Source organism: Photobacterium rosenbergii (assembly GCF_033022775.1).
Taxonomy (GTDB): Bacteria; Pseudomonadota; Gammaproteobacteria; order Enterobacterales; family Vibrionaceae; genus Photobacterium; species Photobacterium rosenbergii_A.
Map to the genome: position 1 here is coordinate 341,215 of NZ_JAWJZI010000002.1, position 23,951 is coordinate 365,165.

Here is a 23,951-nt window from a genome sequence, read left to right on the forward strand (position 1 = left end):
AAGCTGGCTATTTTAGCGGTTTCTGGCTTCTGCCTGACTCGACTAATTCGCTGTGGGAATGGCTCATGTCTTCCTGCAATCCATTCAATATAGTCTTGAGGGAATTATCTATGGCGCTCACAAAAGCCGATTTGGCTGAGAACCTGTTTGAAAATGTTGGATTGAGCAAACGGGACGCCAAGGATACGGTGGAAGTCTTCTTTGAGGAAATCAGAAAAGCGCTTGAAAGTGGTGAACAGGTAAAGCTATCAGGTTTTGGTAACTTTGATCTTCGCGACAAGAACGAGCGTCCGGGAAGAAACCCTAAAACAGGTGAAGATATCCCAATCTCTGCTCGCCGTGTTGTGACTTTCCGTCCAGGTCAGAAACTTAAAGCTCGCGTAGAAAATATCGAAATCGAAAAGTAATCGCGAAAACATTGAAAAACAGAGCCCGGGTAAGGTGTGTAGAACTTACCCGGGCTTTTTTATGTCAGTAATAAATTGTGCGCGTGATGTTAAATTTATGTTTTTATATGGTTTCAATGTGATTTGTGCAGCGGTAAAATGACAGCATTCCATTAGCTCTGGATTAGCTAATAACATGGAGGTGGTTAATGGGAATGCTACAGCGAGTAAAGGAAGGAAAGTTTCTTGAGGCAACACTGAACATGACTTTGCCTGAAGAGCAGGGGGCTTGGAAGACTGAGTCAGGTATTTCTTGTGAGTTGCTGGGCAGGGGCATTCTGAAAATCTCACCGGCTAATGTTAACTCTGTCTCGGATAATGCATCCTCAAAAGACATTGTCCTTTCCTCGGGGGTGCACGGTGATGAAACCAGTCCTATAGAGTTGTTGCAGCAGTTAGTTGAGCAAATTCTTTCAGGGGAAGTTCAACCTATTCATAGGCTACTAATAATCATTGGTCACCCGGAAGCGATTAACCTGCACCGTCGTTTCGTCGATGAAAATATGAATCGCTTGTTCAAAGCTGAAAATCCTGCAAGCAATTCTGACTGCATTCGTGCAAATACACTTCAGGTGGCGGTAAAGGATTTCTTCCTGCAAGGTGAAAAGGATGAACAGTCTCGTTGGCATTTAGATTTGCACTGTGCCATCCGTGATTCTGAGCATTACACCTTTGCAGTCAGTCCGTTTTCTCGTCATCAAACCAGACAGCGTGATCTTTTTTCTTTTTTACAGCAGGGTGAAATAGAAGCGGCATTGTTATCGAATTCCCCATCACCGACATTCAGTTGGTATAGCGCGGAGTATTTCGGCGCACAGGCCTTAACGATGGAGTTGGGAAAGGTCGCCCCATTCGGTCAAAATGATCTGCAGCGCTTATCTTCGTTTTATCAAGCCATGGTCGAGTTGGTGACAAAGTTGGTGCCAAACTATCAGTGGCAGGAAGACAAACTCGCGGTGTACAAAGTAACCCGGACGCTGATGAAGCAGAGTGAACACTTCACGCTGAATTTCCCGGATGATCAAGCTAACTTTACTATGTACCCGCAGGGTACTCTGTTGGGGCGTGATGAGGATATTGAATACTACGTGTTGGAAGAGGGGGAAGCGGTTGTTTTCCCCAACCCGAATGTAGCAATTGGTCAGCGGGCATGCTTGATGGTCAAAAAGACGGATGTCAGCCCTGAAGGGCAGGTCCAAGCGATGACATAAGTATTTACCTAAAAGCTCGCTTTTCATTTTATGAGTGAGACGGTATGGTAAGGCGTCGATACTTATTATGCCTTTTCACTCATGCTCTTAAATGATCTTCTTGTTCGCCGGCAAGCGCGATGGCGCATCGGTTTTGTCACTGCCGTTATCGCATTAATCATTGCGTCTTTTCTAGGACTTTCCGTAGGGGAAATCTTCATTTGGCCTTGGGCTGCCCAGACTGGCCTTGAGCAGCAGCTGTTAATACAGCTTAGGTTACCTCGTTTATTGGCGGCTATGGCCGTAGGTGCCTCTTTGGCGGTCTCAGGAGCGGTACTTCAAGTACTTTTAGGGAATCCTTTGGCAGAGCCGGGCGTGCTGGGGATATCAGGCGGTGCCAGTCTTGCGTTAGTGATATTGTTATTTGTTCTGCCTTTTGCACCAACACCCATTTTAATGATGCTCGCAGCAATGGCTGGGGCACTGCTGTTTACGCTTGTTCTGGTCGGTTTATCTCGGCGGAAGCGGGTTTCGACAGCCCGTTTGCTGCTCATTGGTGTGGCTTTGGGAATTTTGTCCGGTGCCGCTGTGACCTGGGCCTTTTATTTCAGCGATGACTTAAACCTGCGCCTGTTGATGTATTGGTTGATGGGGAGTGTTGCTGGGGTTAGTTGGCAGCAACTGGTCTTGCTGCTATTTGTCCTACCTGTACTACTTTGGCTTTGTCTTCAGGGGCAAAAACTGGATTTATTAATGCTGGGTGAGCATCAGGCAAAACAACTTGGGTTAGATGTAGACGCTAGCCGTTGGCGCTTGATTCTTGTTGTCTCCCTATTGGTTGGCTCATCGGTTGCCTTGGCCGGCGTTATCGGTTTTATCGGTCTAGTCGTGCCTCATTTGATACGTCTAGCGCTGGGTACAGAAAACCGATATCTACTGCCGTTGTCGGCGATATGCGGTGCATTGCTATTAGCCTTAGCTGATACCCTCGCAAGGGTTATGTTACCGGCAGCTGAGTTACCGGTTGGGGTGGTGATCACCAGTTTGGGAGCGCCGGTGTTTATTTGGATGCTCATGCGCTCGCAGATTAATTAAGGGGTTGTGAATGGAAACGATACAAGAGTCACAACCTGTGGTGCTTTCGGCGAAGAATTTGGCGATGCCACCGCGGCTACTACCGGTTTCATTTTCGGTTCGTCGAGGCGAAATTGTTCACCTGATAGGCCCCAATGGCAGCGGCAAGAGTAGCGCGATTTCAATGCTGTCTGGATTGGTTGAGGCTAAGGGCGAGGTGAATCTGTCTGATGAATCACTCGAAAAGCTAGACCTCCCTCGACTGGCCAGAATGCGTAGCTATTTGTCGCAGCAAGACAAACCTGCCTTTGCGGTAGGGGTATATCATTATCTTTCTTTGGCCCTGTCTCCATTGGGGGAGCTATCTGCTGGTAATGTTCAAGAGGCGATAGATGAAGTCTGCGGCGCATTGAAAATAATCGATAAGCTCAATCGTAATATCCAACAGTTATCGGGTGGTGAATGGCAGAGAGTAAGGTTGGCTGCTGCCTGTCTTCAAGTGTGGCCGACACTGAACCCTGATGCCCAGTTACTGCTGTTGGATGAACCAGCCGCGTCATTGGATATCGGCCAAGAAGCGATTATGTACCAAATAATCCGTCGGCTAGCGGGCAAGGGGATCGCGGTGGTTATGGCCAATCATGATTTGAATCGAACCCTCCGTGAAGCGGATAAAGTGATTTTATTGAACAACGGTTCTTGTGTGGCGAAAGGAAAGCCACAGGAGGTCATGACAGTAGACACACTAGAAGCTGTCTTTTCTACGCAAATACAGCGGATTGAACATGAAGGGAAATCTTGCCTATTGTTTACTGATTAACGCTGTTTTCGACAAATGCGTAATGCTCATCAAGGAGAACGAATGAACACACCGAGCTGGGATCTATCCATTGCTTATCAGGGTCTGAATGATCCAAAGATCGAACAAGATCTTGCTGCTGTAGAAGCACTTTTGCCTCAGTTGGCTTCATTGGACTCAACGTCCTTGCAAGGACTGGCATCCGCGCTGGCAAAACAACAAGTCGAACGTGTGAAGGTGATGACCCTGAGTGCGTTTGTAAACTGCATATTGTCGGTAGACGCTGCCGATGAACAAGCCAAAAAACTCTTAGGCAAGGTAAATGTCTTGCAGTCCGAGCTTGACCAAGCCATGACGCCATTCATGCAAGCGATTGTAAAGCTCAGTCTTGAGGACTTTGATGCATTGCTTGAAATGACTGAGGGTGACGAGGCACTATCGTCATGGCGTTTCCTGCTTGAGCGCGAGCGTTTGCTAAAGCCACAGCAGTTATCTGTTGCTGAAGAGCAATTGCTTACTGCATTGGACGTTGATGGCAAGCTGGCATGGGGACGTCTCTACGACAATATCACCGGTAGCCTAAAGGTTACTTTGCAATTACCTGATGGTCAGCAAGAACGTATGGGGCTATCACAGGCGGCGAGTCTTCTTTATGGCGGTGATAGCCTGCGCAGAGAACCCGCTTGGCGCGCTATCTCGGAAGCGATGACAGCACATCAGGAAAGCTTTGCTGCCATCTTGAATGCACTGTCTGGTGCTCGCCTTACCGAATATGAGAAGCGTAGCCACTCCCAACGAGTGCATTTCCTTGATCCTAGCTTGCATACCAGCCGAATTGAAAAAGCCACACTGGATGCCATGATGGCTGTTGCTAAAGACAACCGTCATATTGGCCAAAAAGCAGGCTTACAAATGGCGCGTTTGTTTGGCACGGATAAGTTAAAACCTTGGGATGAGATGGCTTCTATGCCAGATTTGTCCGGTGGAGAAGGCTCTTCATATAGCTTCGAGCAAGGCATTGATATCATCCGCGAGGCGTTTGCGGATGTTGACCAGGAAATGGCTGACTTTGTCGATATGATGGTGGAGAACAAGCTTATCGATGCTGCCCCGCAGCCAAACAAGCGTTTGGGCGCCTACTGTACCAAATTTGCTGATAGCCGAACCCCGTTAGTCTTTATGACCTGGGGCGGCAGTATGTCGGATGTACTCACTTTAGCGCATGAACTTGGCCATGCTTTCCACAACTGGGTGATGAAAGACATGCCATTGGTGCAAACCCGCTACCCGATGACGTTGGCTGAAACCGCCTCAATTTTTGCAGAAAATGTGGTGCGTGATGCCTTGATGGCCAAAGCAGACAGTGAGCAGGAAAAGCTGCTGATGCTATGGGAGGAAGCGCAGTCTGCCTTGGCACTCATGGTTAACATCCCTGTACGCTACGAGTTTGAGAAAGCTTATTATGAGCAGCGTAAAGAGGGCGAGTTTACGCCTGATCAGCTTAAGGCACTGATGTCTGAAACATGGCAGGAGTGGTACGGCGAGGCCATGGACGAAACTAACGAGATGTTCTGGGCCAGCAAGCTGCACTTCAGCATCGCAGAGATCAGTTTCTATAACTACCCATATCTGTTCGGCTACTTGTTCAGTAAAGGGGTCTATGCCCAGCGTGAAGTGAAAGGCGACAGCTTCTATACCGACTATAAAGCTCTGCTGCGTGATACGGGTTCTATGACGGCAGAAGATGTGGTAGAGAAACACCTAGGCATGGATATCCGCCAGCCAGCATTCTGGCAGCAGAGCGTGGATATGGTGGCCAAGCAAATTGAGGAGTTTGAGTCGGTGATCGGCAAGTTCAATGGCTTCCGTCACTGATTAGATCTATATATTTAACTAAGAATAAAGCTAAAAAAACGGCCTGTTTATACAGGCCGTGCTTTATTGAAAGCGAATAACTCCGAAGAGGAATGTCTAGCGAGAACGTTGATGGAGTGTTCTCTTAGAAGCTGTAGCGTGCACCCAGCTGGAAGTTGGTTTCTTTGTTAGCATCGAAGTCTAAACGAGATAGGTTAGCTTCAAGGCTCACGTGATCAGTAATTTGGATGTTGTTACCTAGACGTAGTTCATACATGGTATCGTCGAAAGCTGCAAAGCGAACAGCTGGTTCAATCATCCACTTATCCATTACTTGGTAGCGAGCACCTAGCTCACCAGTAAAGCCAGAGTCAGAGTGGTTACCACCAATTGTGCCAATAGGAGTGTTTACATCTAGGTCATAACGGTAGTTTGCAAAACCGGCTAGGCCATAAACAGTCAGGTCATCTTGAATTGGCATGTAGTAACCGACACCCATAAGGCCGTTAGAGAAAACCATATCATCAGCAGCGGCTGCGTCACCACGCATCTCAAGGAAGAAATTATCAGTGAAGTTCCAGCTACCACGTAGGTAAAGACCTGCAGCGTCATCTGTAGCAGTTCCACTAACAAAACCTGAGTTGTGTACATTTACAGATGAAATAACATCGTTGCTGAATTTGCTGTACTGAAGACCACCAGAAATGTAGTCGAAGTTCTGGGTCATTGGCTCTTGAGCATTAGCAGCGAAAGAAGCACCAACAAGTGCAGCGAGAGGAAGTAGCATTAACTTTTTCATGATTGTCCTAATTATGTCTTCGAGGCGTGAAGCCTGATATCTATAGAGCGAGGTTTTCCTGCTCATTTATTGTTGGGGCGAATACTAGCGATCAATAAAACGCTGTTCAATAGTATTTTTGTGATCCATACATTTCAATACAATCGGCGTACAGTGTCCGCGGGTGAGACCCCGGGCCATGATCGACAAGAACTACCAGATCTTTACCTCCAAATGGTAATGGGTAGCTAATTGCTACTTTAGTCCCAAAAAAAGGATATTCATTTCTTCTATTGATGCTTCTGAATCATTATTAATATTGAATAATTTCTTCAAGAACAACAATGATTAAGGAGAGAGGTATGTGCCGTGGTTAGCTCAATATATGAACCGGAACAGGCGGCGAAATTCCTGTACCGAGCCACCTTCGGCCCAAAGTCCGGGGATGTTGAAGACTTTTTAAACATGGGGCAGGAGGCCTGGCTCAATGATCAGTTTACGCGTAATTGGCGTTTACACCGTCCGTTAGTTGAGCAATATGCAAAAGCCAGTGGCGACAGTATCAATGAAAATGCTCGCTTAAGCGCTTGGTGGAATCGCAGCATTACATCCGGTGATCAGCTCAGGCAGCGAGTTGCTTATGCATTAAGCCAGATCTTCGTTGTATCGAGAAGCGGAGGCCCAAATTCTGAAGCGCTAGCGGAATATTATGATGTTTTGATTAAACACGCTTTTGGCAATTTCCGAGATTTACTTGAAGCCGTTACGCTGAGCCCCGCAATGGGGAAATTTCTGACCCTTGAAGGGAGCCGCAAGGCTGATCCTGAGAAGAATACTTTTCCCGATGAGAACTATGCCAGAGAGGTCATGCAGCTATTTAGCCTTGGGTTATGGCAGTTACAGAATAATGGTATGCCAAAGCTCGATAGCCAGGGAAATAAAGAGCCGACGTATACCCAACAAGACGTCGAAGAGTTGGCAAGGGTACTGACTGGCTGGCGACGTGATACCTATCTCAAGCCTATGTATGCCGATCACCGACGTCACGACTTTGGCGAAAAGCGAGTCTTAGGCCAGACTTTTCCCGAAGGTCAGTCCCCAGAGCAAGATTTATCACAAGCGCTAGATTTGCTGTGCAATCACCGCAATACACCCATGTTTATCTCAGTTCTACTGATTAAACGGCTGACCATAAGTAACCCCCGCCGCTCTTATGTCCAGCGGGTAGCGGATGTATTCAAGAATAATGGTAAAGGTGTTCGTGGTGACATGGCAGCGGTGATCAAGGCCATATTACTGGATCAAGATGTCATTGACGGTAAAGCTATGGCTGATCATCAAAATCACGGTTCTAACGGTCGTAACTTCGGTAAAGTGAAAGAGCCTGTTATCGCGATGGCGAATCTGTGCCGAGCCTTCAACGTGAAGAGCAATGATCCTAGCCGCTGGTGGGATTTTCCCGGTACCCAGAGCAATTTTGGTCAGGCACCTTTGCGAGCCCCAAGCGTGTTCAATTTCTATGAGCCTGATTATGCCCCTAAAGGTGAAATAACAGATAAGCTATTGTCTGCACCGGAGTTTGCCATCCTTTCAATGGACAGCATGCGGCGTATCTCTAACCGAATGTGGACCATGATATTGTCTCATGACAGTACCAACATTAAACATTGGTCGTGGAACCGTACGCAGTTTGAAAAGAAGGTAAACAAGCCAGACGATTATATTGAACTGCTTAATGAACGCTTATTTGCCGGTTTAATGTCGGCTGAACTAGCCAGTTTTATTCGCCAAATGTTGGAAGAGATGAGTGCAGCAAACCGCAGTGATGATAGAAAAATCAATGATACGCTGTTTGCCATTCAATGTTCGCCAGAGTTTCGCTGCCAGGAGTAAATCATGAAATTATCACGTCGACACTTCCTGAAAGGCTCGGTAGCGCTAAGTGCGACTTCGGTTGCGCCTGCTCTGACCGGATTGAATATGGCCCATGCTTCTGAGGAAGATTATAAAGCGTTGGTCTGCGTGTTCCTGTTTGGCGGGAATGATGCTTACAACATGGTGATCCCTGCCACTGACAGTGCTTACAAGACTTATGTGCAAGCGAGGCCCAACCTTGCCATTGATCAGAAAGAGTTAGTGCCGTTAAGTATTGCTACTGAAAATGATATTCAATTGGGGTTACATCCTGCAATGGAAAGCCTGAAATCAGCTTTTGATGAAGGCGATGCCACAGTCATTGTGAATTCAGGGCAGTTAGTTGAACCTATCATTGGTGAGAACAACCCTAACCGCCGAGTGCCAGACTTTTTGATGGCCCACAACCTGCAGCAAACTATGTGGCAGTCGGGGGCAGAGAACATGAATGACAAGCTGGGGTGGGCTGGTCGCATGATTCAGGAAATGAATCTGTCCGGTAGTTTATCCCCACTGATGTCTTTGAACGGGGAGCAGAAGTGGTTGCGGAACAACGCTGTCGAGCCTTTAGTGATGACTAGCGACGGGGCTGGTAAGTATAACGGCATGAATAACAGCGACCGTGTTGGTGCCATGATGCGTCATTTCGAAGAGAAGTTTGCCAATCTGTATACGGAAAACTACTCGACGACTATGGCAAGCCGTTATTACGAGAATGACGCATTGGATGAAGCATTGGGAACCGTAGGAGATCTTGATGGTTTCCCTCAGACAAAACTAGGCAATATGCTTCATACCACCGCTAAGTTGATCAAGGTAAGAAACGCAGCGGAGCTGAAGCATAACCGTCAGATCTTCTTTGTCGGCTTAGGCGGCTTTGATACCCATAAAGATCAAGCAGAAGCTCATTCGGGTCTGTTGGGCCAAGTGTCTGATGCGCTGGCTGCGTTTTACTCAGAGATGAAACGGCAAGGGCTATCCGACAAGGTCACCGCTTTCACAATGTCTGATTTTGGTCGTCGAATTATGGCAAACGAGTCAGGCACTGATCACGGCTGGGCTGGGCATCAGTTGGTCGTTGGTGGGGCTGTTAAAGGGGGGAAAGCCTATGGTAAATGGCCTGATCTGACGCCGGGTAGTGAATATGACTACAACAATGGCCGTTTGATCCCGGAGATCGCCGCCGATCAGGTCAATGCCACATTGGCAAATTGGTTTGATTACGATGGGGATTTAGAAAAGTTATTCCCATCGTTAAAGACCTTCCCCAAAAATACCTTAGATTTTCTTTAAATCAGAGACGTCGTTATTGATGGAAAGAGCCAGCATGATGCTGGCTCTTTTTATATTTAACCATAGTGATAGAAGTAAAATATCGTCTTATCTATCATTCGCTTTTAACATTGTATCTTCAAGCTGTTGTTAATATCTTCAATGGGTAAATGTAAGAATTTTTTATTTGTTACCCTGTTCCCAACTCTTATTTCGATTTGAATGAATTGACGTAAAATCAACATTTGTTGCTTTCGGAGTTCCTATTATTCAGCCGCTTAATGTTTTAAGCGTAAAGACGCTGAATGAATCAATAAGGAAAAGCAGTGGCAATAACAATTAATGATTCGGTTCAGGCAACGAAGTTCCTGTACCGAGCGACATTTGGCCCGAAGCACGGCGATGTCGAAAAGCTTCTTGATTTCAATGGCGGGATAGATGGCTGGTTTGAAGATCAGTTTTCCCGTCAGAACATGCACTTGAACCTTGCTCGCAAAGTGGCAGAAGACACTGGTGAACCATTAAATGAAAGTGCCCGAATGAGTGCATGGTGGCAGCGCTCACTCACAGGGGGAGACCAACTCCGTCAACGAGTCGCGTTCGCTTTGAGCCAGGTATTTGTCGTCTCGAATAATGGCGGCCCAGGCGGCGAAGGTTTGGCCTCATACTACGATGTGTTGGTGAGGAATGCTTTTTCCCGCTTTGATGAACTATTAAAAGCCGTTACTTTGCATCCGGCAATGGGGCAATTTTTGACCTTGGCTGGAAGCCGGGCTCACAATGAGCAAAATAATACTTTCCCGGACGAAAATTATGCTCGTGAAGTCATGCAGCTATTTTCTATTGGCCTATGGCAATTAAATATTAATGGCCAACCAAAATTAGATAACCAAGGGAAGCCGATTCCTGCTTATTCCCAGCAAGATGTTGAAGAACTGTCCCGAGCATTAACGGGGTGGCGAAAGGACAAAGATGCAGACGGGAAAGACAGTAACACCAAATCCATGGTGAATAACCCGGACTGGCACGATGAAGGTGCTAAATCGGTATTGGGTGTCGATTTTCCTGCTGGCCAAAGTGCTAGCGATGATTTGGATATGGCAATCGAGCTGTTATATCAACACCCGAATACGCCGGTCTTTATCTCAAGGCTGTTAATTCAGCGTTTAACCATCAGTAACCCTCGTCGTGATTACATTGAACGAGTAGCACGGGTCTTTATTGATGATGGTGCGGGCGTTCGCGGCAATATGAAGGCGGTGATTAAAGCGATTCTGCTTGATGAAGATTTGCTAGAAGGCCGTGCGATGGCAGATCACCAGAACTTTGGTTCAAATCCGCGTAACTTCGGCAAGGTCAAAGAGCCAGTCATTGCGATGACTAACTTTTGTCGGGCGTTGAACGTCAAAAGTAATGATTCTCGCCGCTGGTGGGATTTCCCTGGACTTCAGAATAACTTCGGTCAAGCGCCATTACAGGCACCGAGCGTATTCAATTTTTATGAACCTGATTACGCCCCGAAAGGGGAAATAGCCAATAAAGAGCTTACCGCTCCGGAATTTAACATCCACACGATGGACTCCATGCGCCGGATCTCCAATGCAATGTGGGGCCTTATCCTGAGCCATCGATACACCCAGTTGAAGCAATGGACATGGGATAGAACGCCTTTAGAAAACAGGGTAGATGATCCTGAGCGTTACATGGAGTGGATTAATGAGCGGATCTTCTTTGGCTTGATGTCAGATGAACTGCATCACTACCTTGAAAACCTGCTTATTGAGATGACTGACAAAAATATTGGTACGGATAGAAGAACGTTTGCCACGCTGTTTGCCATCCAATGTTCCCCTGATTTCCGTTGCCAAGAGTAGGAGTTATCCAAAATGAAAATGTCACGTCGCCACTTTTTAAAAAGCTCTACTGCACTTGGCGCATTATCAGCAGTACCCGGTTTATCACTGAGCAAACAAGCGGTTGCTGGTGATGACGGATTTAAAGCCCTCGTTTGTATTTTCCTATTTGGCGGTAATGATGCCTACAATATGGTGGTGCCTGTTGATGCTCATTATGATGAGTACGAAAGAGCTCGGCCAACATTAGCGATTGAAAAACATGAGCTGGTAAATATCGGTATTCAATCCGAAGCTGGCAATAATCGCCCGGCAGTTAGCCTTGGCTTACACCCGGCTATGGCGCGGTTGGAGTCTGTGTTCAGGGACAACAATGCGACAGTTATTGTTAACTCAGGCCAGCTGGTTGGCCCAATTATCGGGGAAGATATCCCGCATCCTGTTCCAGACTTTTTGATGGCGCATAACCTACAGCAAACCATGTGGCAGTCGGGTGCGCTCAACATGGAAGATAAGCTAGGTTGGGCGGGTCGTATGGTTGAAAGTGTATATATGTCCAACGACTTATCACCGATGATGTCATTGAACGGCGAGCAAAAATGGCTCCGCAATGATGTGTATGAGCAAATGGTGATGACGGGAGGAGGAGCCGGTAAATATAACGGGCTAGATCAGGACGAGCGTCGAGAGGCGTTGGAAGATCATTTTGACCGTCAGTTCAATAACCTCTTTAAAGACAACTACACGGACGTTATGTCGAGCCGTTATTATCAGAATCAGAGACTGGCTGAATTGCTGGGTGAAGAGGATGATGATATCGTCCGCTCTTCATTGGGCGAGCAGCTTCACACCACGGCCAAGTTAATCAAAAAGCATGCGGAAATGGGGCATCATAGACAAATATACTTTGTTGGTTTGGGCGGCTTTGATACCCATCATAACCAGAAGAATGCTCATCATGCGCTATTGGAACAGCTTTCAGATGCGATGGCAGACTTCTATGAGGATCTCAAAGACATCAACATGCTGGATAATGTGACGACCTTTACCATGTCTGACTTTGGCCGCCGCTTGATGGCCAATGATACAGGTACTGACCATGGCTGGGCTGGTCATCAGCTGGTAATGGGCGGAGCTGTGAATGGCGGTAAAGCCTACGGTAAATGGCCTGATCTAACGCCGGGCAGTGAGTATGACTACAACAATGGCCGTTTGATCCCTGAAATCGCAGCAGACCAAGTTAATGCAACACTGGCAACATGGTTTGATGAATATATTGATGTTGAAAAACTATTTCCATCATTAGAAGCGTTTGAGCAAAAGACGATTCCGTTCCTTCGATAGTAAGATAATCATCAGCCGGGCAGTAGTTCGGCTGATTGGTTTTTCTTATATTGCTATTTCTTTACTTACTCTTTTTCTTCTATGAAGCTTTGTTTATCCTTAGATTAAGTTACAAAACAAGTTCTTGGGTGAGGAGTATCAATGTCCATTACCAACCAACTATCGCTGTTCCTTGATGTAGTGCAGCAAGGGTCGTTCTCCAAAGCGGCAGCACTGCATGATATGGACAACTCTTCACTCTCCAAGCAAATCAAAAAACTGGAAGCCGGCCTTGGCGTGCAACTGCTCAATCGATCAACCCGCTCTTTTTCTTTGACACCAGCAGGGGAGGAGATTTTGCAGCAGGCCCAGCTGCTTATCGACACCTTAAGCAACATCCGTAATATCGCGGACTCATATCAGTCGACGCCAAAAGGCACTATTCGTATTACATCACCGGTATTTCTTGGCCAGGAGTACCTTCAGCCGGTGATTTCGCGGTTTATGCAAAAATACCCGGATGTCAAAGTGACGCTGTCGTTGGATGACAAGAAAGCCGACATCATTGCCGATCACTACGACTTGGCGTTTCGGATTGGCAAGCTGGAAGAGTCCAACCTTATCGCCAAGAAAATTGCCAATACCCATTTTGCCGTGATTGCTTCTAAATCCTTTATAGAAAAACACGGCACCCCGACTACACCAGAAGCGCTCGCCGAACTACCTGCTGTGGTATATAGCAATGCCGATACCACCTTGGATCAAATGTGGATGAGTGATAAGCCCCATGGTGATAACTTCAAAACTTATAAAATGAAAGGCAACTACAAGGTCAGTGATGTTCGTATGATGGTTGCTGGGGTCAGAGATGGCTTGGGTTACGCGGTGATTGATCTCTATAACCTCAACCAGAATATCGAAGAGCAGGGGATAGTGACCCTGCTAACGGATCACGTGATTTCCAGCAAAGACAGGGCTGTGTATGCGGTCTATCCGCACCGTAAACAAACGCCGCTGGTACGCGAGTTTATTCAGGCCTTCCAGGATGATATTGGTGATCCGCCACGTTGGGTCAGCCATGTCCCTAATTATGCGTTACTTTATCGCTAGCAAATAGAAAAACTCTCTAGCTGATAAAAATACGGGCGCTCACTGTAAAAATGAGCGCCCGTCGATTGCTTGTCGTTATTTGGGTAAAAGCTTAAAACCTTGAGCTTAGAATCCTTCTAGTACAATCTTGCCTTTCGCTTTGCCTGTTTCCAAAAACTCATGGGCTTTTCGCAAGTTCTCAGCATTAATCTTGCCGAAGTGGTCACCGACGGTGGTCTTGATATCACCATTGTCGATCATCTCCGAGACTTCGTTGAGTAATTCGTGTTGCTCTTGCATATCCGGTGTTTGGAACAAAGAACGGGTAAACATCAATTCCCAATGGATAGACACGCACTTGGTCTTGAAAGGGACAATATCCAACGACGCAGGATCATCAATCAAGGCAAACTGACCTTGGGGTTTGATCACTTTTACGATTTCACCAATATGCTGCTCGGTGTTATTCAGACTCACCACGTAGTCAACTTCAGCTAAGCCATGCTTCTCAAACTCTTCACTAAGAGGGTTGCGGTGGTTGATGATATGGTCTGCGCCCAGGTCTTTGAGCCAATCAATGGTCTCGGGACGAGAGGCCGTTGCAATCAACTCTAGATTGGTGAGTTGTTTGATTAACTGCACCATAATTGAACCAACACCGCCGGCAGCACCAATGACCAAAATACGCTTGTCAGGATCCGTTCTTACGACATTGAGGCGATCGAATAACAGTTCCCACGCTGTAATGGAAGTCAGCGGCAGGGCTGCAGCATCGGCAAAAGAGAGTGATTGAGGCATTTTGCCGACAATACGCTCATCAACCAGCTGCATTTCTGCATAGCTGCCCTGACGTGAGATATCACCGGCATACCAAACTTTGTCACCTGGCTTGAACAGGGTGACGTTCTCACCGACCGCTTTGACGATACCTGTCGCGTCCCATCCAATCACTTTCCAACTGCCTTCTTCAGCAGGTACCCCTTGGCGTACCTTGTAGTCAGCAGGGTTAACTGAGATGGCTTGAACCTCTACCAACAAGTCGTGGCCTGTGGCTATTGGTGCATCTAACGTAATGTCTTGTAGAGATGCTTCGTCTTGAATGGGAAGATTGCGCTGATAACCGACTGCTTTCATGATGACCTCGAACCGTTTGTTTGTTGGAAAGTATAATGAATGTTTGGCGGGCGGTGAGAAAGAGTCAGAACATCCAATGATTATGGATTAAATTATCCATAATCATTTTCGATATTTCCTGTGGCAGATATGGCTGACGACAGCTAGGCGATCACTACACCAATACTGAGTAAGGCCATGATCATAAGGGTCAGGATACCAATAAGCGGACCAATGAAACGTAGCCATGAGGAGTAGGCAACCCGTCCGATTGCTAGGCCACCCATTACCACGCCAGAGGTTGGTGTGACGAGGTTAGGAAGTCCTGAAGCAGACTGGAACGCCGTCACAACGAGCTCCCGGCTCACACCGGCAAAGTCTGCAAGAGGGGCAAGCACAGGCATTGATAATACGGCCAGGCCGGAAGATGATGGCACGACCAGGCAAAGGACAGCCTCAACCCAATAAATCGCATTGATGAAGGCGATTTCGTTCAACCCGCCCAGTAGCCCTTCAGCATAATTGAGGATGGTGTGGGTGATATTACCGTTGTCCATGACCACAACAAGACCTCGGGCGATGGCGATAATCAGAGCGACGCCAAGTAAATCCCTGGCTCCATTAACAAAGCTATCGGTGATTTCGATCTCAGACAACCGACCGACGAAACCAACAACAATACTAGAACCGATGAATAGCGCGGACAGTTCAGCCATCCACCAACCAGCAGCGGATACGCCCCACATCATAACGGCAAATGTTAGGGCGAAAATGGCAAGTACGGCTTTGCGGGTATTCGTTAGCTCAGGGGTTTCCTGCTGCTTGCCGTGAAGGAAGTGGTTGAGGTTTTCGTCACGCTGGTGGGCGACAATGGAGCGGGATGGGTCTTGTTTAACACGTTCGGCATAGCGCATGACATAAAACACGCACAGTATCCAACCAAGGATGAGGATCACCGCGCGAAGGGCAAAGCCTTCCATGAAATTGATTTCCGCTGCATTGGACGCGATCACTGTTGCAAAGGGGTTAATGGTTGAGCCCAAGCAACCAATTCCGGCCCCAACCATGATAATTGCAACACCAACAATACTGTCGTAACCCGCTGCAATCATGACGGGGATAAGCAAGGCGTAGAAGGGAATGGTTTCTTCTGCCATGCCATATACGGTGCCACCTAGGGCAAAAAGGCCCATAAGGATAGGGATCATCCATTTCTCACGTCCGGCTAAACGTTTCATTGTGCCTGCGATACCCGCATCAATTGCACCCGTTTCGGTGACCACAGCCAAAAAGCCACCAATGACCAGTACAAATAAGGCAACGTCGACCGCTCTGGCAACATAGTCAGACGGATCGTAAAAGCCTTGAATTGGTGCCATCAAAATATCAATGATGCCTTGCGGGTTTGATTCAACGGTTTGGTATGACCCAACAACCGGTACCAATTTACCTAGAGTTTCATTGAGTTGCATTTGGTATTGACCCGCAGGGATCAGCCAGGTCAGCAGCGCCATTAGCACCGTAAGGAGCATTAAGATGGTGTAGGCAGAAGGGAATTTTAATTTGCTCATTGTTCAGTCCTTTATGGGGCCAATGGCCCCATATTTGTCAATTGCGCTTGGCTTACGCTACAAAGTCCATGATTTCTTGGGCTGACAGGTTATCCAGCCCCATTTTTTTCAATGTTCGGCCAGTGGTGAAGTAGTCTGTATCGTTATAGGCGTTATCAATATGCAGACAAGCGGTGATCATTGGGGCCTCTACACCGGTTAGTTGGGCTAACTCATAGCAAGGCACCAAGAGGTAGGCGGCATCTTCGGTGATGTATCGATTACTGGCCGAGTTTGGCGCACTGTTTAGCTTGCCATGGGTCTCTGAAGTACGGTTGACTTCATAGACGGTTTTGCAATCCATTCCGTACAAGGCGTTCATAGCGTCTAATTCAGGCTTTAGCGTAAGGCCAAGAAGCTCACCGATAGCAAGGCGCTCTTTTTCCATTACAGCTGCGGCTTTAGCGGTAGAGACAGAGCAGCAATCCTTGTAGTAATTGAATTGGCCATCAAAGTTTTCCAGTAATCCCATATTCAGGGTGGTAAGCAATGGGTGACCACCGAAGTTAATATTCTCCAGGCCCGCCTCAATCACGTTCTTGAGCGGGGTAAGGGGAAGTGGCATCACTTCCTTAAGGGCGTTGATTGCCTCCTGTGTACGTGTTGCCGGGAAAGCGGCGACTGGCAGAAATTCCTTCATACCCAAGATGGCCAGCTGGGCGGGCCCAACTATGCGTGTCGCCCAAGGGATTGAAATCGCGTCAACAAAAGTGATATCGAGTTGGCCATACCCTTGCTCGTGCTTAATCCTATTCAGAACCAAGGAGCCGTAGTTTCCTGGCATCAGCATGATGACTTGTCCATCACGCAGATGCGGTAGCATGTCGATAAACAGCGGCTCTTGGGCGAAAGACGGCACCGGAAGAACAAGGATGTCGGCATAGGCCAATGTTTCACCCAGATCCCGGCTTATCTTGTCAATAGGCTCAAACCCGGCGAAAGTAAGTTCTACTTCGTTGAAATCGCCGAGGGCCTCAATACCACCGCGTTGTTCAATATCTTGAAGGGGCTGGTCAAAGCCCGGGCTGCCATACAGGCAGACATCTGCCCCATGTTTTGTAAAGTGATAGGCTGCTGTCAAACCAGCATTGCCTGAGCCAATGATCGAGACACGGTGAGTCATAATTATTCCTTTTTGGTGTGCATCGTTATGGACCCACAGTAAGGAATTATCACTCTTTCCCGCCAATACCAAAGAATTAAACTGCTATGCAAAAAAGTAATGCTACATAATTGGTACTTATTTAAGTATCTGATAAATATGATTTTCAATTGATTTTAAAAGAGGCGTCTATTCTATTTCTAAGTGTGATGTCATGCCAAAAGCTATTTATCCAAGTCTCGCATTGGGCCGATTTTCAACTGAACATCCAATGAGTCGGCAAGCAGCATGAATTGCTCGATGAAGTGCTCGGCATGACGGTGGATAGGCTTGAGTGCCGGATACAGGATGTCAAACTCAAAAGGGAGGTTGAATACAAGCGGTCGCATGACAACGTTGGGGTGCTCGCTATCAATAACAGCAGTAAATGGGTCGGTTATAGCGATACCGACGCCTTCCTTCACCAAGGCGGCTGCGGTGCTGGCCAATGATACTTCGATATGTTCAATGGTCGATAAGTTGTATCGTCTCAACAATGCATCGATCCGGCGCTGTGTCGCATCTTTCTCATGGCGTATTAACACCTGATCCGCTAAGTCATAAATATCGATAACCTTTCTTCTGGCGAGAGGTGAGCTTGCCGGCACCAAGCAGACAGATTCGCATTCGACCCGTTGGGCTTTTACCCCTGAGATAATCTCATCAACAAAGGCAAAGCCAATATCAACGGTTTGGCTTTGTACTCGTCGAATGACATCTTCCGAACGGTAGGTTTTAAAGCCGAGTTTTAGCTTAGGTGTCTGAGATAAGAAGGTGGCGACAACACGGGGTAAAAAGGCATTGGAAAGCAGGGGCATAGCGGCAATGTTCAGGCTGCCAAAATGTGCAGAGCGAATAGAGTGGGCTGCCTGATCCAACCCAGCAACAGCATCGAAGACTTTGGCGACTTCAAGGTAAAAGGCCTGTCCTTCATCGCTAAGTTCTAAGCGGTTACCTTTGCGAATGAATAATTTAAAGCCTAAGCGTTGTTCTAATGCTGACAACAATCGACTGACAGCGGGTTGGCTAAGATGAAGGCGCTCGGCAGCAGCAGTAACGGTTTGGCATTCAATAATGGCTTTAAAAGCATTCAGTTGGCTGAGTTTCATGATAGTGCGGGATAGTTGGAGTTTGCGCTAAGCTAGCAAAATCAGGGGTTGGTTTCTTTGAACTGGCATTGAAATTCAAGAGCTCAATAACTGCTTGCTGATAATACCAACACTTCCATAAAGACTGTTTATCAGTTGCATCTATAACCCAAATGGTGCTTTTTGGCGAAAGGAATAGACTAGCGGCTTTTGTCCAATAGCCTTAATTCCATGCAATGTTCTCACTTTGATCAGCAGCGCTGCCAGTCCTGTTCCTTATCGGGTATGCCTTACCCGCAGCAAATCCAGCAAAAAGATGAAAAGCTTAAACAACTGCTTTCAACAGTCATGCCACAGCAATGGCTATCAGTTGTTCCAAGCGAGGAAACGGGGTGTCGCAACAAGGCTAAAATGGTTGTGCTTGGTGCTGCGCATCAGCCAGTACTGGGGATTGAAGGCGCCGATAACCAGCCAGTTAGCTTATGTGATTGTCCACTGTACCCAGAGGAGATGCAGGCATTATTGGCTTACCTACAAGCATGGATTCGTATTGCCGGGATTCCCCCTTACAACAAGGTGAAAAAGAAAGGCGAGCTGAAATACATCCTGCTGACCCGTAGTGAATGTGAGGGTGAGTACATGCTGAGGTTCGTGCTGCGAAGCCGAGATGCACTTTCCCGGATTGAAGCGAACCTTGCCAAGTTGCAGGCGGATTGGCCTCAAGTGAAGGTAGTGTCGGTAAACCTGCAGCCGATTCATATGGCGCGGTTGGAAGGGGAAGAAGAGATATTCCTAACCGATGCCCAGCACTTGGTCGAGCAGTTCAATGGCGTGCCATTGGTGATTCGGCCAAAGAGTTTTTTCCAGACTAACCCGAAGGTTGCAGAGCAGCTATATGCGACAGCGCGTGAATGGGTTAGGGAGCTTGCACCGAGTTCGATGTGGGATTTGTTTTGTGGTGTAGGCGGTTTTGCCTTGCACTGTGCCAATGATGTCGAGCGTGTGGTGGGCATTGAGATTGAACCTGAAGCGATAGCCAGTGCCAAGTTTTCAGCAGTAAAATTGGGGATCAATAATCTGGAGTTTGATGCGCTGGATTCTGCCCAATTCTCCCAGCGGCAAGGCCGAGCACCTGAATTGGTGTTGGTTAATCCGCCTCGTCGTGGGTTGGGGCAAGCATTAACTGAGCAACTTACCATATTGGCGCCAAAATATATTATCTACTCTAGTTGCAATCCTGAGTCCCTGAAGCAGGACTTGCAGGCTTTGCAGATGTATGAGGTTCAGCGGCTGCAGTGGTTTGATATGTTTCCCCACACGGAGCATGCGGAAGTGATGGTGTTGTTGGGTCACCAAGTGACAGTTGATTAAAACTCCGACTATGCTTTTTGACATTGTTAAATTAACTCAAAAACACTATGAAACCACAAAGTATCTTTTTACTGGTTGCGGCATGCGGACTAACGCCGATTGCACTCTCATATGGTGTTTCTCCAGCGGTATCAATCCGTTACCTGTTTGATGTCGATGCGACCCCAACCAACGTTGCTCATATATTCCGAGCCATTATGGGGCTGTATATGGCTTTGGCTTTGTTCTGGCTGCTGGGTGCTTTTACCAAAAAGTACAAGCTTCACGCGTTATACAGCCTAGTTATATTTATGCTGGGATTGGCAGTAGGCCGAGTAGGCAGTTTGATTATCGATGGAATACCGCATTGGTTATTGGTTGTCTATCTCTTCTTGGAGCTTGGATTTGGTATTGTCGGAATAAAAATGATTAAACAAGAGAGCCGAGAAATAAGATAGTAAGTCATGCTTAATTCGGTCCGTATTCCGCTCGATAAGTCCTTTATGGTTCAGTTGTAATAAGTGTAAAGCCTCTCATCGTGAGAGGCGTTTTTGATAGGTTCTGGAGGGCTGCTTTCAATTATATTGGGTCTTGTGCCTTGCACATTGCCCGACATCTTCATAGGTTTCAGGCCTTATTTCAGATAACTCTCTGGCGTTGGCACCCCATAGCAAGGCTTGCTCGCCGTATTGCGAGGTCAAGCTAGAGATAGCCAGTGAGTTCCTTTTGTCGGATTTCGCCCCGAGAATGATGACTTTGATCGACTCCATGGAAAAGACATCTTCCAAGGTACGCTTGTAATAGGGCGTGATAAGGTTTCGGTTAACGCGATAGCTCAGTTCACTCAGCGGCACCAGTGCAATGGCGCGTGATTCATCTTCGTTTATGAAGTCATGATGCTTCCAGGCAAACAGGGTTTTGAGCAAGGAAAATAGCGAGGATTTGTAATGTGGCGCCAAGGCTTCTAGCGTATTTCGTTGCTCATGTTCATTGGGTATATCCTTAGTGTTCAAGAAATCGAACAGTTCTTTGAACAGGCTAATGGTCTCCTCAATATAGTGATGGAGTGGGTCATAGCTGCACTTGAAGGTCTCACTTAGCATCAGCGTTCCGCTAAAATAGTGAGCAGAACAAGTTAGTGAAGGACTATCACTGGTATTGTTTTTCAGTACATCAGACCTAAAGCCAATACAGCTCCCGCGGCAGTCATCACCGTAAAAGCGCCACTGGGTTAGGGAATCACTGGTACCGGAAAAAGAGCAGACACACATGGAGTGCTGGGTTTCGATTTGATGTAGGAGTACTTCCAGGTTTTTACTGCATTGACTGTACTCTGAGTCTTTAAGCCGCCCTGTCAGGGCATGCAGCGCTTTTTTGAATTCCCCTTTGTCGTTCAAGAACTGGTAATCGGTAAACCATATCTCTTTGTTGAGCATAACGCCCAGTAGCCCGTCCGTTGAGGTGTAATGAAATAGCGTATTCCCATCCACAATTAGCGCCTACTTTATTGTTATGTGTTAATTAAACATTACTCGTACCCGCAAAATTTGGTCAAATTAAATCATTGGAAAATGTTAACGGCAGCTAAAATTTCAAACCTTCTTATGACAAATAACTAGAGCTATATTTACCTCATTGGGAAGTATCTAGTGAAAGGTGCTTTTCTTTGGTTTCGATGAAGAGAAATGATTGGATTGTAAGGTATCATTTTCAAGTTAAAGCCTCTGGAATCCCAGAGGCTTTACGTTGTGGGGATACTTACATCTTTCCACTTTAAGTCGAATCGCTGGCTTATTTCAGATCAAACCTATCAGCATTCATGACCTTGGCCCAGGCTGCAACAAAGTCGTTTACAAACTTCTCTTTGTTATCATCTTGGGCATAGAGTTCTGAATAAGCTCTCAAGATTGAGTTTGAACCAAACACTAAGTCGACTCTGGTTGCGGTCCAAGCCACTTGGCCTGATTGGCGGTTACGAATCTCATAGAGATTACTGCCAGCAGGTTCCCAGGTGTAATTCATATCAGTCAGATTCACGAAAAAGTCGTTAGTCAACTGACCCACGTTGTCAGTAAAGACACCATGCTGCGTGCCGCCATGGTTTGTACCAAGCACACGCATCCCACCGACTAGGACTGTCATTTCTGCAGCGGTTAACCCCATTAACTGGGTACGATCCAACAGCATTTCTTCAGGGGTAACGAGATACTCTTGTTTCAACCAGTTACGGTAACCATCATGCAGGGGCTCCAATACTTCAAAGGACTCCTCATCTGTGTTGTCTGCGCTGGCGTCGCCCCTACCTGGAGAGAATGGAACAGCAACATTGAAGCCTGCTGCCTTAGCAGCCTGTTCAACGCCGACATTACCTGCCAATACGATCACATCAGCAATACTCGCTCCAGACTCCTGAGCGATGCCACTTAGAACTGATAGCACCCGCGATAAGCGTTCAGGCTCATTACCTTCCCAGTCCTTCTGTGGGGCTAAACGGATCCGCGCGCCATTTGCCCCGCCACGGTTATCAGAGCCGCGGAATGTACGGGCGCTGTCCCACGCGGTGGAAACCATGTCGCTGACCGACAGGCCACTTGATGTGATTTTCGCTTTTACTGCATCCACATCATAGCTAGTGCTCCCTGTTGGTACAGGGTCTTGCCAAATGAGATCTTCTGACGGAACATCGGGCCCAATGTAACGTGCTCTTGGCCCCATATCCCGGTGGGTAAGCTTAAACCATGCACGAGCAAAGACTTCTGAGAAGTAGGCAGGATCGTTATAAAACCGTTCTGATATCTTGCGGTATTCAGGATCAACCTTCATTGCCATATCAGCGTCTGTCATTATCGGGTTATGACGCACTGAGGGGTTTTCGGCATCAACCGGTTTATCTTCCTCTTTAATGTCAACAGGCTCCCATTGCCACGCACCTGCTGGGCTCTTTTTCAACTCCCACTCATGGTTTAGCAGCAATTCAAAATAGCCGTTGTCCCATTGCGTTGGGTTAGTTGTCCATGCTCCCTCTAGGCCACTGGTTACAGTATCGGCGCCGACACCGCGCTTGTCTTTATTCAACCAGCCCAGGGCTTGATCGTGAATTTCGCCGCCTTCAGGCTCAGGGCCGAGCAGTGAAGCGTCGCCATTACCGTGAGCTTTACCCACCGTATGCCCACCGGCAGTCAGCGCCACGGTTTCTTCGTCGTTCATTGCCATACGAGCAAACGTGACGCGAACATCATGGGCTGTTTTTTGAGGGTCCGGGTTACCGTCAACACCTTCCGGGTTAACATAAATTAACCCCATCATGACGGCGGCAAGCGGGTTTTCCAAATCCCTTTCACCTGACCAGCGGCTTTCTGGGTTATTCGTTGGCGCCAGCCATTCTTTTTCCGAGCCCCAATAGATGTCTTTCTCAGGGTGCCAGATGTCTTCACGCCCAAATCCAAAGCCAAAGGTTTTGAGCCCCATAGACTCGTAGGCAATGGTACCAGCATACGCCAGCAGATCTGCCCAGCTGAGGCGATTGCCGTATTTCTTTTTAATCGGCCATAATATCCGTCTTGCTTTGTCCAAGTTGGTATTGTCTGGCCAGGAGTTGAGAGGGGCAAATCTAAGGTTACCGGTACCGGCACCGCCTCGGCCATCGGCAATACGATACGTACCCGCAGCGTGCCATGACATGCGTATCATCAATCCACCGTAATGCCCCCAGTCCGCAGGCCACCACTCTTGACTGTCAGTCATCAGAGCGATAAGGTCTTGTTTGAGAGCTGCAAAATCAAGTTTCTGGACTTCTTCCCGGTAATTAAAGTCACCTAAAGGGTTTGTTTTTGTATCGTGCTGATGAAGAATATCTAGGTTGAGTGACTTGGGCCACCAGTCAATTTCCGTACGATCATTGGTGGTCATAGAACCATGCACAAAAGGACATTTTCCCGCGGTATTCGATTTATCCTGCGGCATATTTATTCTCCTATTCCAGTGAATTCCACGTGCAATTTAATGAGACAAATGCGGTGTAATGTTACAAATGGTGTATTTTCATTTTTTGTCTAAA

The 23,951-nt window shown here is 47.3% G+C and carries 19 protein-coding genes; 12 read left to right on the forward strand and 7 right to left on the reverse strand.

The genetic code is table 11. The features are described from left to right. The first annotated feature begins 110 nt into the window (after positions 1–110). The 5 genes from ihfA to R2X38_RS05765 all read left to right on the forward strand — a co-directional run bounded on the left by ihfA (position 111) and on the right by R2X38_RS05765 (position 5,384). Positions 111–407: an integration host factor subunit alpha gene (gene ihfA, locus R2X38_RS05745; RefSeq protein ID WP_039462335.1), complete on the forward strand. Its 297-nt coding sequence runs from the start codon at positions 111–113 to the stop codon at positions 405–407. A gap of 188 nt (positions 408–595) precedes the next feature. Further along, positions 596–1,657 carry a succinylglutamate desuccinylase gene (gene astE, locus R2X38_RS05750; RefSeq protein WP_317521215.1) on the forward strand — a complete coding sequence of 354 codons (1,062 nt, stop codon included), beginning with the start codon at positions 596–598 and terminating at the stop codon, positions 1,655–1,657. An 81-nt stretch (positions 1,658–1,738) separates the two neighbouring features. Beyond that, complete coding sequence (gene btuC / locus R2X38_RS05755) at positions 1,739–2,731, forward strand: vitamin B12 ABC transporter permease BtuC (protein ID WP_317521216.1); 993 nt, start codon at positions 1,739–1,741, stop codon at positions 2,729–2,731. A gap of 37 nt (positions 2,732–2,768) precedes the next feature. Further along, positions 2,769–3,530, forward strand: coding sequence for a vitamin B12 ABC transporter ATP-binding protein BtuD (gene btuD, locus R2X38_RS05760; RefSeq protein WP_317521684.1), 762 nt, complete (start codon positions 2,769–2,771; stop codon positions 3,528–3,530). A 42-nt stretch (positions 3,531–3,572) separates the two neighbouring features. Beyond that, on the forward strand, positions 3,573–5,384 hold the full coding sequence (locus R2X38_RS05765) for a M3 family oligoendopeptidase (protein ID WP_317521217.1): 1,812 nt from the start codon (positions 3,573–3,575) through the stop codon (positions 5,382–5,384). A gap of 124 nt (positions 5,385–5,508) precedes the next feature. Here R2X38_RS05765 and R2X38_RS05770 read toward each other — a convergent pair whose 3' ends face one another. Continuing rightward, on the reverse strand, positions 5,509–6,162 hold the full coding sequence (locus R2X38_RS05770; protein ID WP_317521219.1) for an outer membrane beta-barrel protein: 654 nt from the start codon (positions 6,160–6,162) through the stop codon (positions 5,509–5,511). 348 nt (positions 6,163–6,510) lie between these two features. Between R2X38_RS05770 and R2X38_RS05775 the strand changes: the two genes are divergently transcribed. The 5 genes from R2X38_RS05775 (at position 6,511) to R2X38_RS05795 (ending at position 13,613) form a co-directional block, all read left to right on the forward strand. Continuing rightward, positions 6,511–8,034, forward strand: coding sequence for a DUF1800 domain-containing protein (locus R2X38_RS05775; protein WP_317521220.1), 1,524 nt, complete (start codon positions 6,511–6,513; stop codon positions 8,032–8,034). A 3-nt stretch (positions 8,035–8,037) separates the two neighbouring features. After that, a complete protein-coding gene (locus tag R2X38_RS05780; protein ID WP_317521221.1) occupies positions 8,038–9,348 on the forward strand; it encodes a DUF1501 domain-containing protein in 1,311 nt (436 codons plus the stop codon). Positions 9,349–9,653: 305 nt separating this feature from the next. Beyond that, positions 9,654–11,201: a DUF1800 domain-containing protein gene (locus R2X38_RS05785; protein WP_317521223.1), complete on the forward strand. Its 1,548-nt coding sequence runs from the start codon at positions 9,654–9,656 to the stop codon at positions 11,199–11,201. A 12-nt stretch (positions 11,202–11,213) separates the two neighbouring features. After that, a complete protein-coding gene (locus tag R2X38_RS05790) occupies positions 11,214–12,524 on the forward strand; it encodes a DUF1501 domain-containing protein (RefSeq protein ID WP_317521224.1) in 1,311 nt (436 codons plus the stop codon). 141 nt (positions 12,525–12,665) lie between these two features. Then, positions 12,666–13,613, forward strand: coding sequence for a LysR family transcriptional regulator (locus tag R2X38_RS05795; RefSeq protein WP_317521225.1), 948 nt, complete (start codon positions 12,666–12,668; stop codon positions 13,611–13,613). A gap of 105 nt (positions 13,614–13,718) precedes the next feature. Here R2X38_RS05795 and R2X38_RS05800 read toward each other — a convergent pair whose 3' ends face one another. The 4 genes from R2X38_RS05800 to R2X38_RS05815 form a co-directional block, all read right to left on the reverse strand. After that, positions 13,719–14,726, reverse strand: coding sequence for a zinc-binding alcohol dehydrogenase family protein (locus tag R2X38_RS05800; RefSeq protein WP_317521226.1), 1,008 nt, complete (start codon positions 14,724–14,726; stop codon positions 13,719–13,721). 143 nt (positions 14,727–14,869) lie between these two features. Then, entirely contained in the window at positions 14,870–16,276 is a 1,407-nt protein-coding gene (locus tag R2X38_RS05805) for a YfcC family protein (protein WP_317521227.1), read from the reverse strand. A gap of 52 nt (positions 16,277–16,328) precedes the next feature. After that, positions 16,329–17,438 (reverse strand): NAD/NADP-dependent octopine/nopaline dehydrogenase family protein, encoded by a 1,110-nt coding sequence (locus tag R2X38_RS05810; RefSeq protein ID WP_317521228.1) that lies wholly within the window; start codon positions 17,436–17,438, stop codon positions 16,329–16,331. A 203-nt stretch (positions 17,439–17,641) separates the two neighbouring features. Then, positions 17,642–18,565 carry a LysR family transcriptional regulator gene (locus R2X38_RS05815; RefSeq protein ID WP_317521229.1) on the reverse strand — a complete coding sequence of 308 codons (924 nt, stop codon included), beginning with the start codon at positions 18,563–18,565 and terminating at the stop codon, positions 17,642–17,644. Between the two features lie 210 nt (positions 18,566–18,775). Between R2X38_RS05815 and rlmC the strand changes: the two genes are divergently transcribed. Together rlmC and R2X38_RS05825 are read left to right on the forward strand one after the other, a co-directional pair. After that, positions 18,776–19,915 (forward strand): 23S rRNA (uracil(747)-C(5))-methyltransferase RlmC, encoded by a 1,140-nt coding sequence (gene rlmC, locus R2X38_RS05820; RefSeq protein WP_317521230.1) that lies wholly within the window; start codon positions 18,776–18,778, stop codon positions 19,913–19,915. Between the two features lie 47 nt (positions 19,916–19,962). Then, positions 19,963–20,352 (forward strand): DUF4345 domain-containing protein, encoded by a 390-nt coding sequence (locus R2X38_RS05825; RefSeq protein ID WP_317521231.1) that lies wholly within the window; start codon positions 19,963–19,965, stop codon positions 20,350–20,352. Positions 20,353–20,469: 117 nt separating this feature from the next. On the opposite strand, the gene R2X38_RS05830 is transcribed toward R2X38_RS05825, so the two are convergent. Together R2X38_RS05830 and katG are read right to left on the reverse strand one after the other, a co-directional pair. Further along, the gene (locus R2X38_RS05830) at positions 20,470–21,384 is read right to left on the reverse strand and encodes a DUF2971 domain-containing protein (protein ID WP_317521232.1); all 915 of its coding nucleotides are present in this window, start codon (positions 21,382–21,384) and stop codon (positions 20,470–20,472) included. Between the two features lie 301 nt (positions 21,385–21,685). Next, positions 21,686–23,857, reverse strand: coding sequence for a catalase/peroxidase HPI (gene katG / locus R2X38_RS05835; RefSeq protein WP_317521233.1), 2,172 nt, complete (start codon positions 23,855–23,857; stop codon positions 21,686–21,688). Positions 23,858–23,951: the final 94 nt, after the last annotated feature.

Excerpts from the sequence above, each read along its gene's own strand:
- ihfA (WP_039462335.1), top strand. The coding sequence starts at position 111 with ATGGCGCTCACAAAAGCCGATTTGGCTGAGAACCTGTTTGAAAATGTT.
- astE (WP_317521215.1), top strand. The coding sequence starts at position 596 with ATGGGAATGCTACAGCGAGTAAAGGAAGGAAAGTTTCTTGAGGCAACA.
- btuC (WP_317521216.1), top strand. The coding sequence starts at position 1,739 with ATGCTCTTAAATGATCTTCTTGTTCGCCGGCAAGCGCGATGGCGCATC.
- R2X38_RS05765 (WP_317521217.1), top strand. The coding sequence starts at position 3,573 with ATGAACACACCGAGCTGGGATCTATCCATTGCTTATCAGGGTCTGAAT.
- R2X38_RS05770 (WP_317521219.1), bottom strand. The coding sequence starts at position 6,162 with ATGAAAAAGTTAATGCTACTTCCTCTCGCTGCACTTGTTGGTGCTTCT.
- R2X38_RS05780 (WP_317521221.1), top strand. The coding sequence starts at position 8,038 with ATGAAATTATCACGTCGACACTTCCTGAAAGGCTCGGTAGCGCTAAGT.
- R2X38_RS05790 (WP_317521224.1), top strand. The coding sequence starts at position 11,214 with ATGAAAATGTCACGTCGCCACTTTTTAAAAAGCTCTACTGCACTTGGC.
- R2X38_RS05795 (WP_317521225.1), top strand. The coding sequence starts at position 12,666 with ATGTCCATTACCAACCAACTATCGCTGTTCCTTGATGTAGTGCAGCAA.
- R2X38_RS05800 (WP_317521226.1), bottom strand. The coding sequence starts at position 14,726 with ATGAAAGCAGTCGGTTATCAGCGCAATCTTCCCATTCAAGACGAAGCA.
- R2X38_RS05805 (WP_317521227.1), bottom strand. The coding sequence starts at position 16,276 with ATGAGCAAATTAAAATTCCCTTCTGCCTACACCATCTTAATGCTCCTT.
- R2X38_RS05810 (WP_317521228.1), bottom strand. The coding sequence starts at position 17,438 with ATGACTCACCGTGTCTCGATCATTGGCTCAGGCAATGCTGGTTTGACA.
- R2X38_RS05815 (WP_317521229.1), bottom strand. The coding sequence starts at position 18,565 with ATGAAACTCAGCCAACTGAATGCTTTTAAAGCCATTATTGAATGCCAA.
- rlmC (WP_317521230.1), top strand. The coding sequence starts at position 18,776 with ATGCAATGTTCTCACTTTGATCAGCAGCGCTGCCAGTCCTGTTCCTTA.
- R2X38_RS05825 (WP_317521231.1), top strand. The coding sequence starts at position 19,963 with ATGAAACCACAAAGTATCTTTTTACTGGTTGCGGCATGCGGACTAACG.
- katG (WP_317521233.1), bottom strand. The coding sequence starts at position 23,857 with ATGCCGCAGGATAAATCGAATACCGCGGGAAAATGTCCTTTTGTGCAT.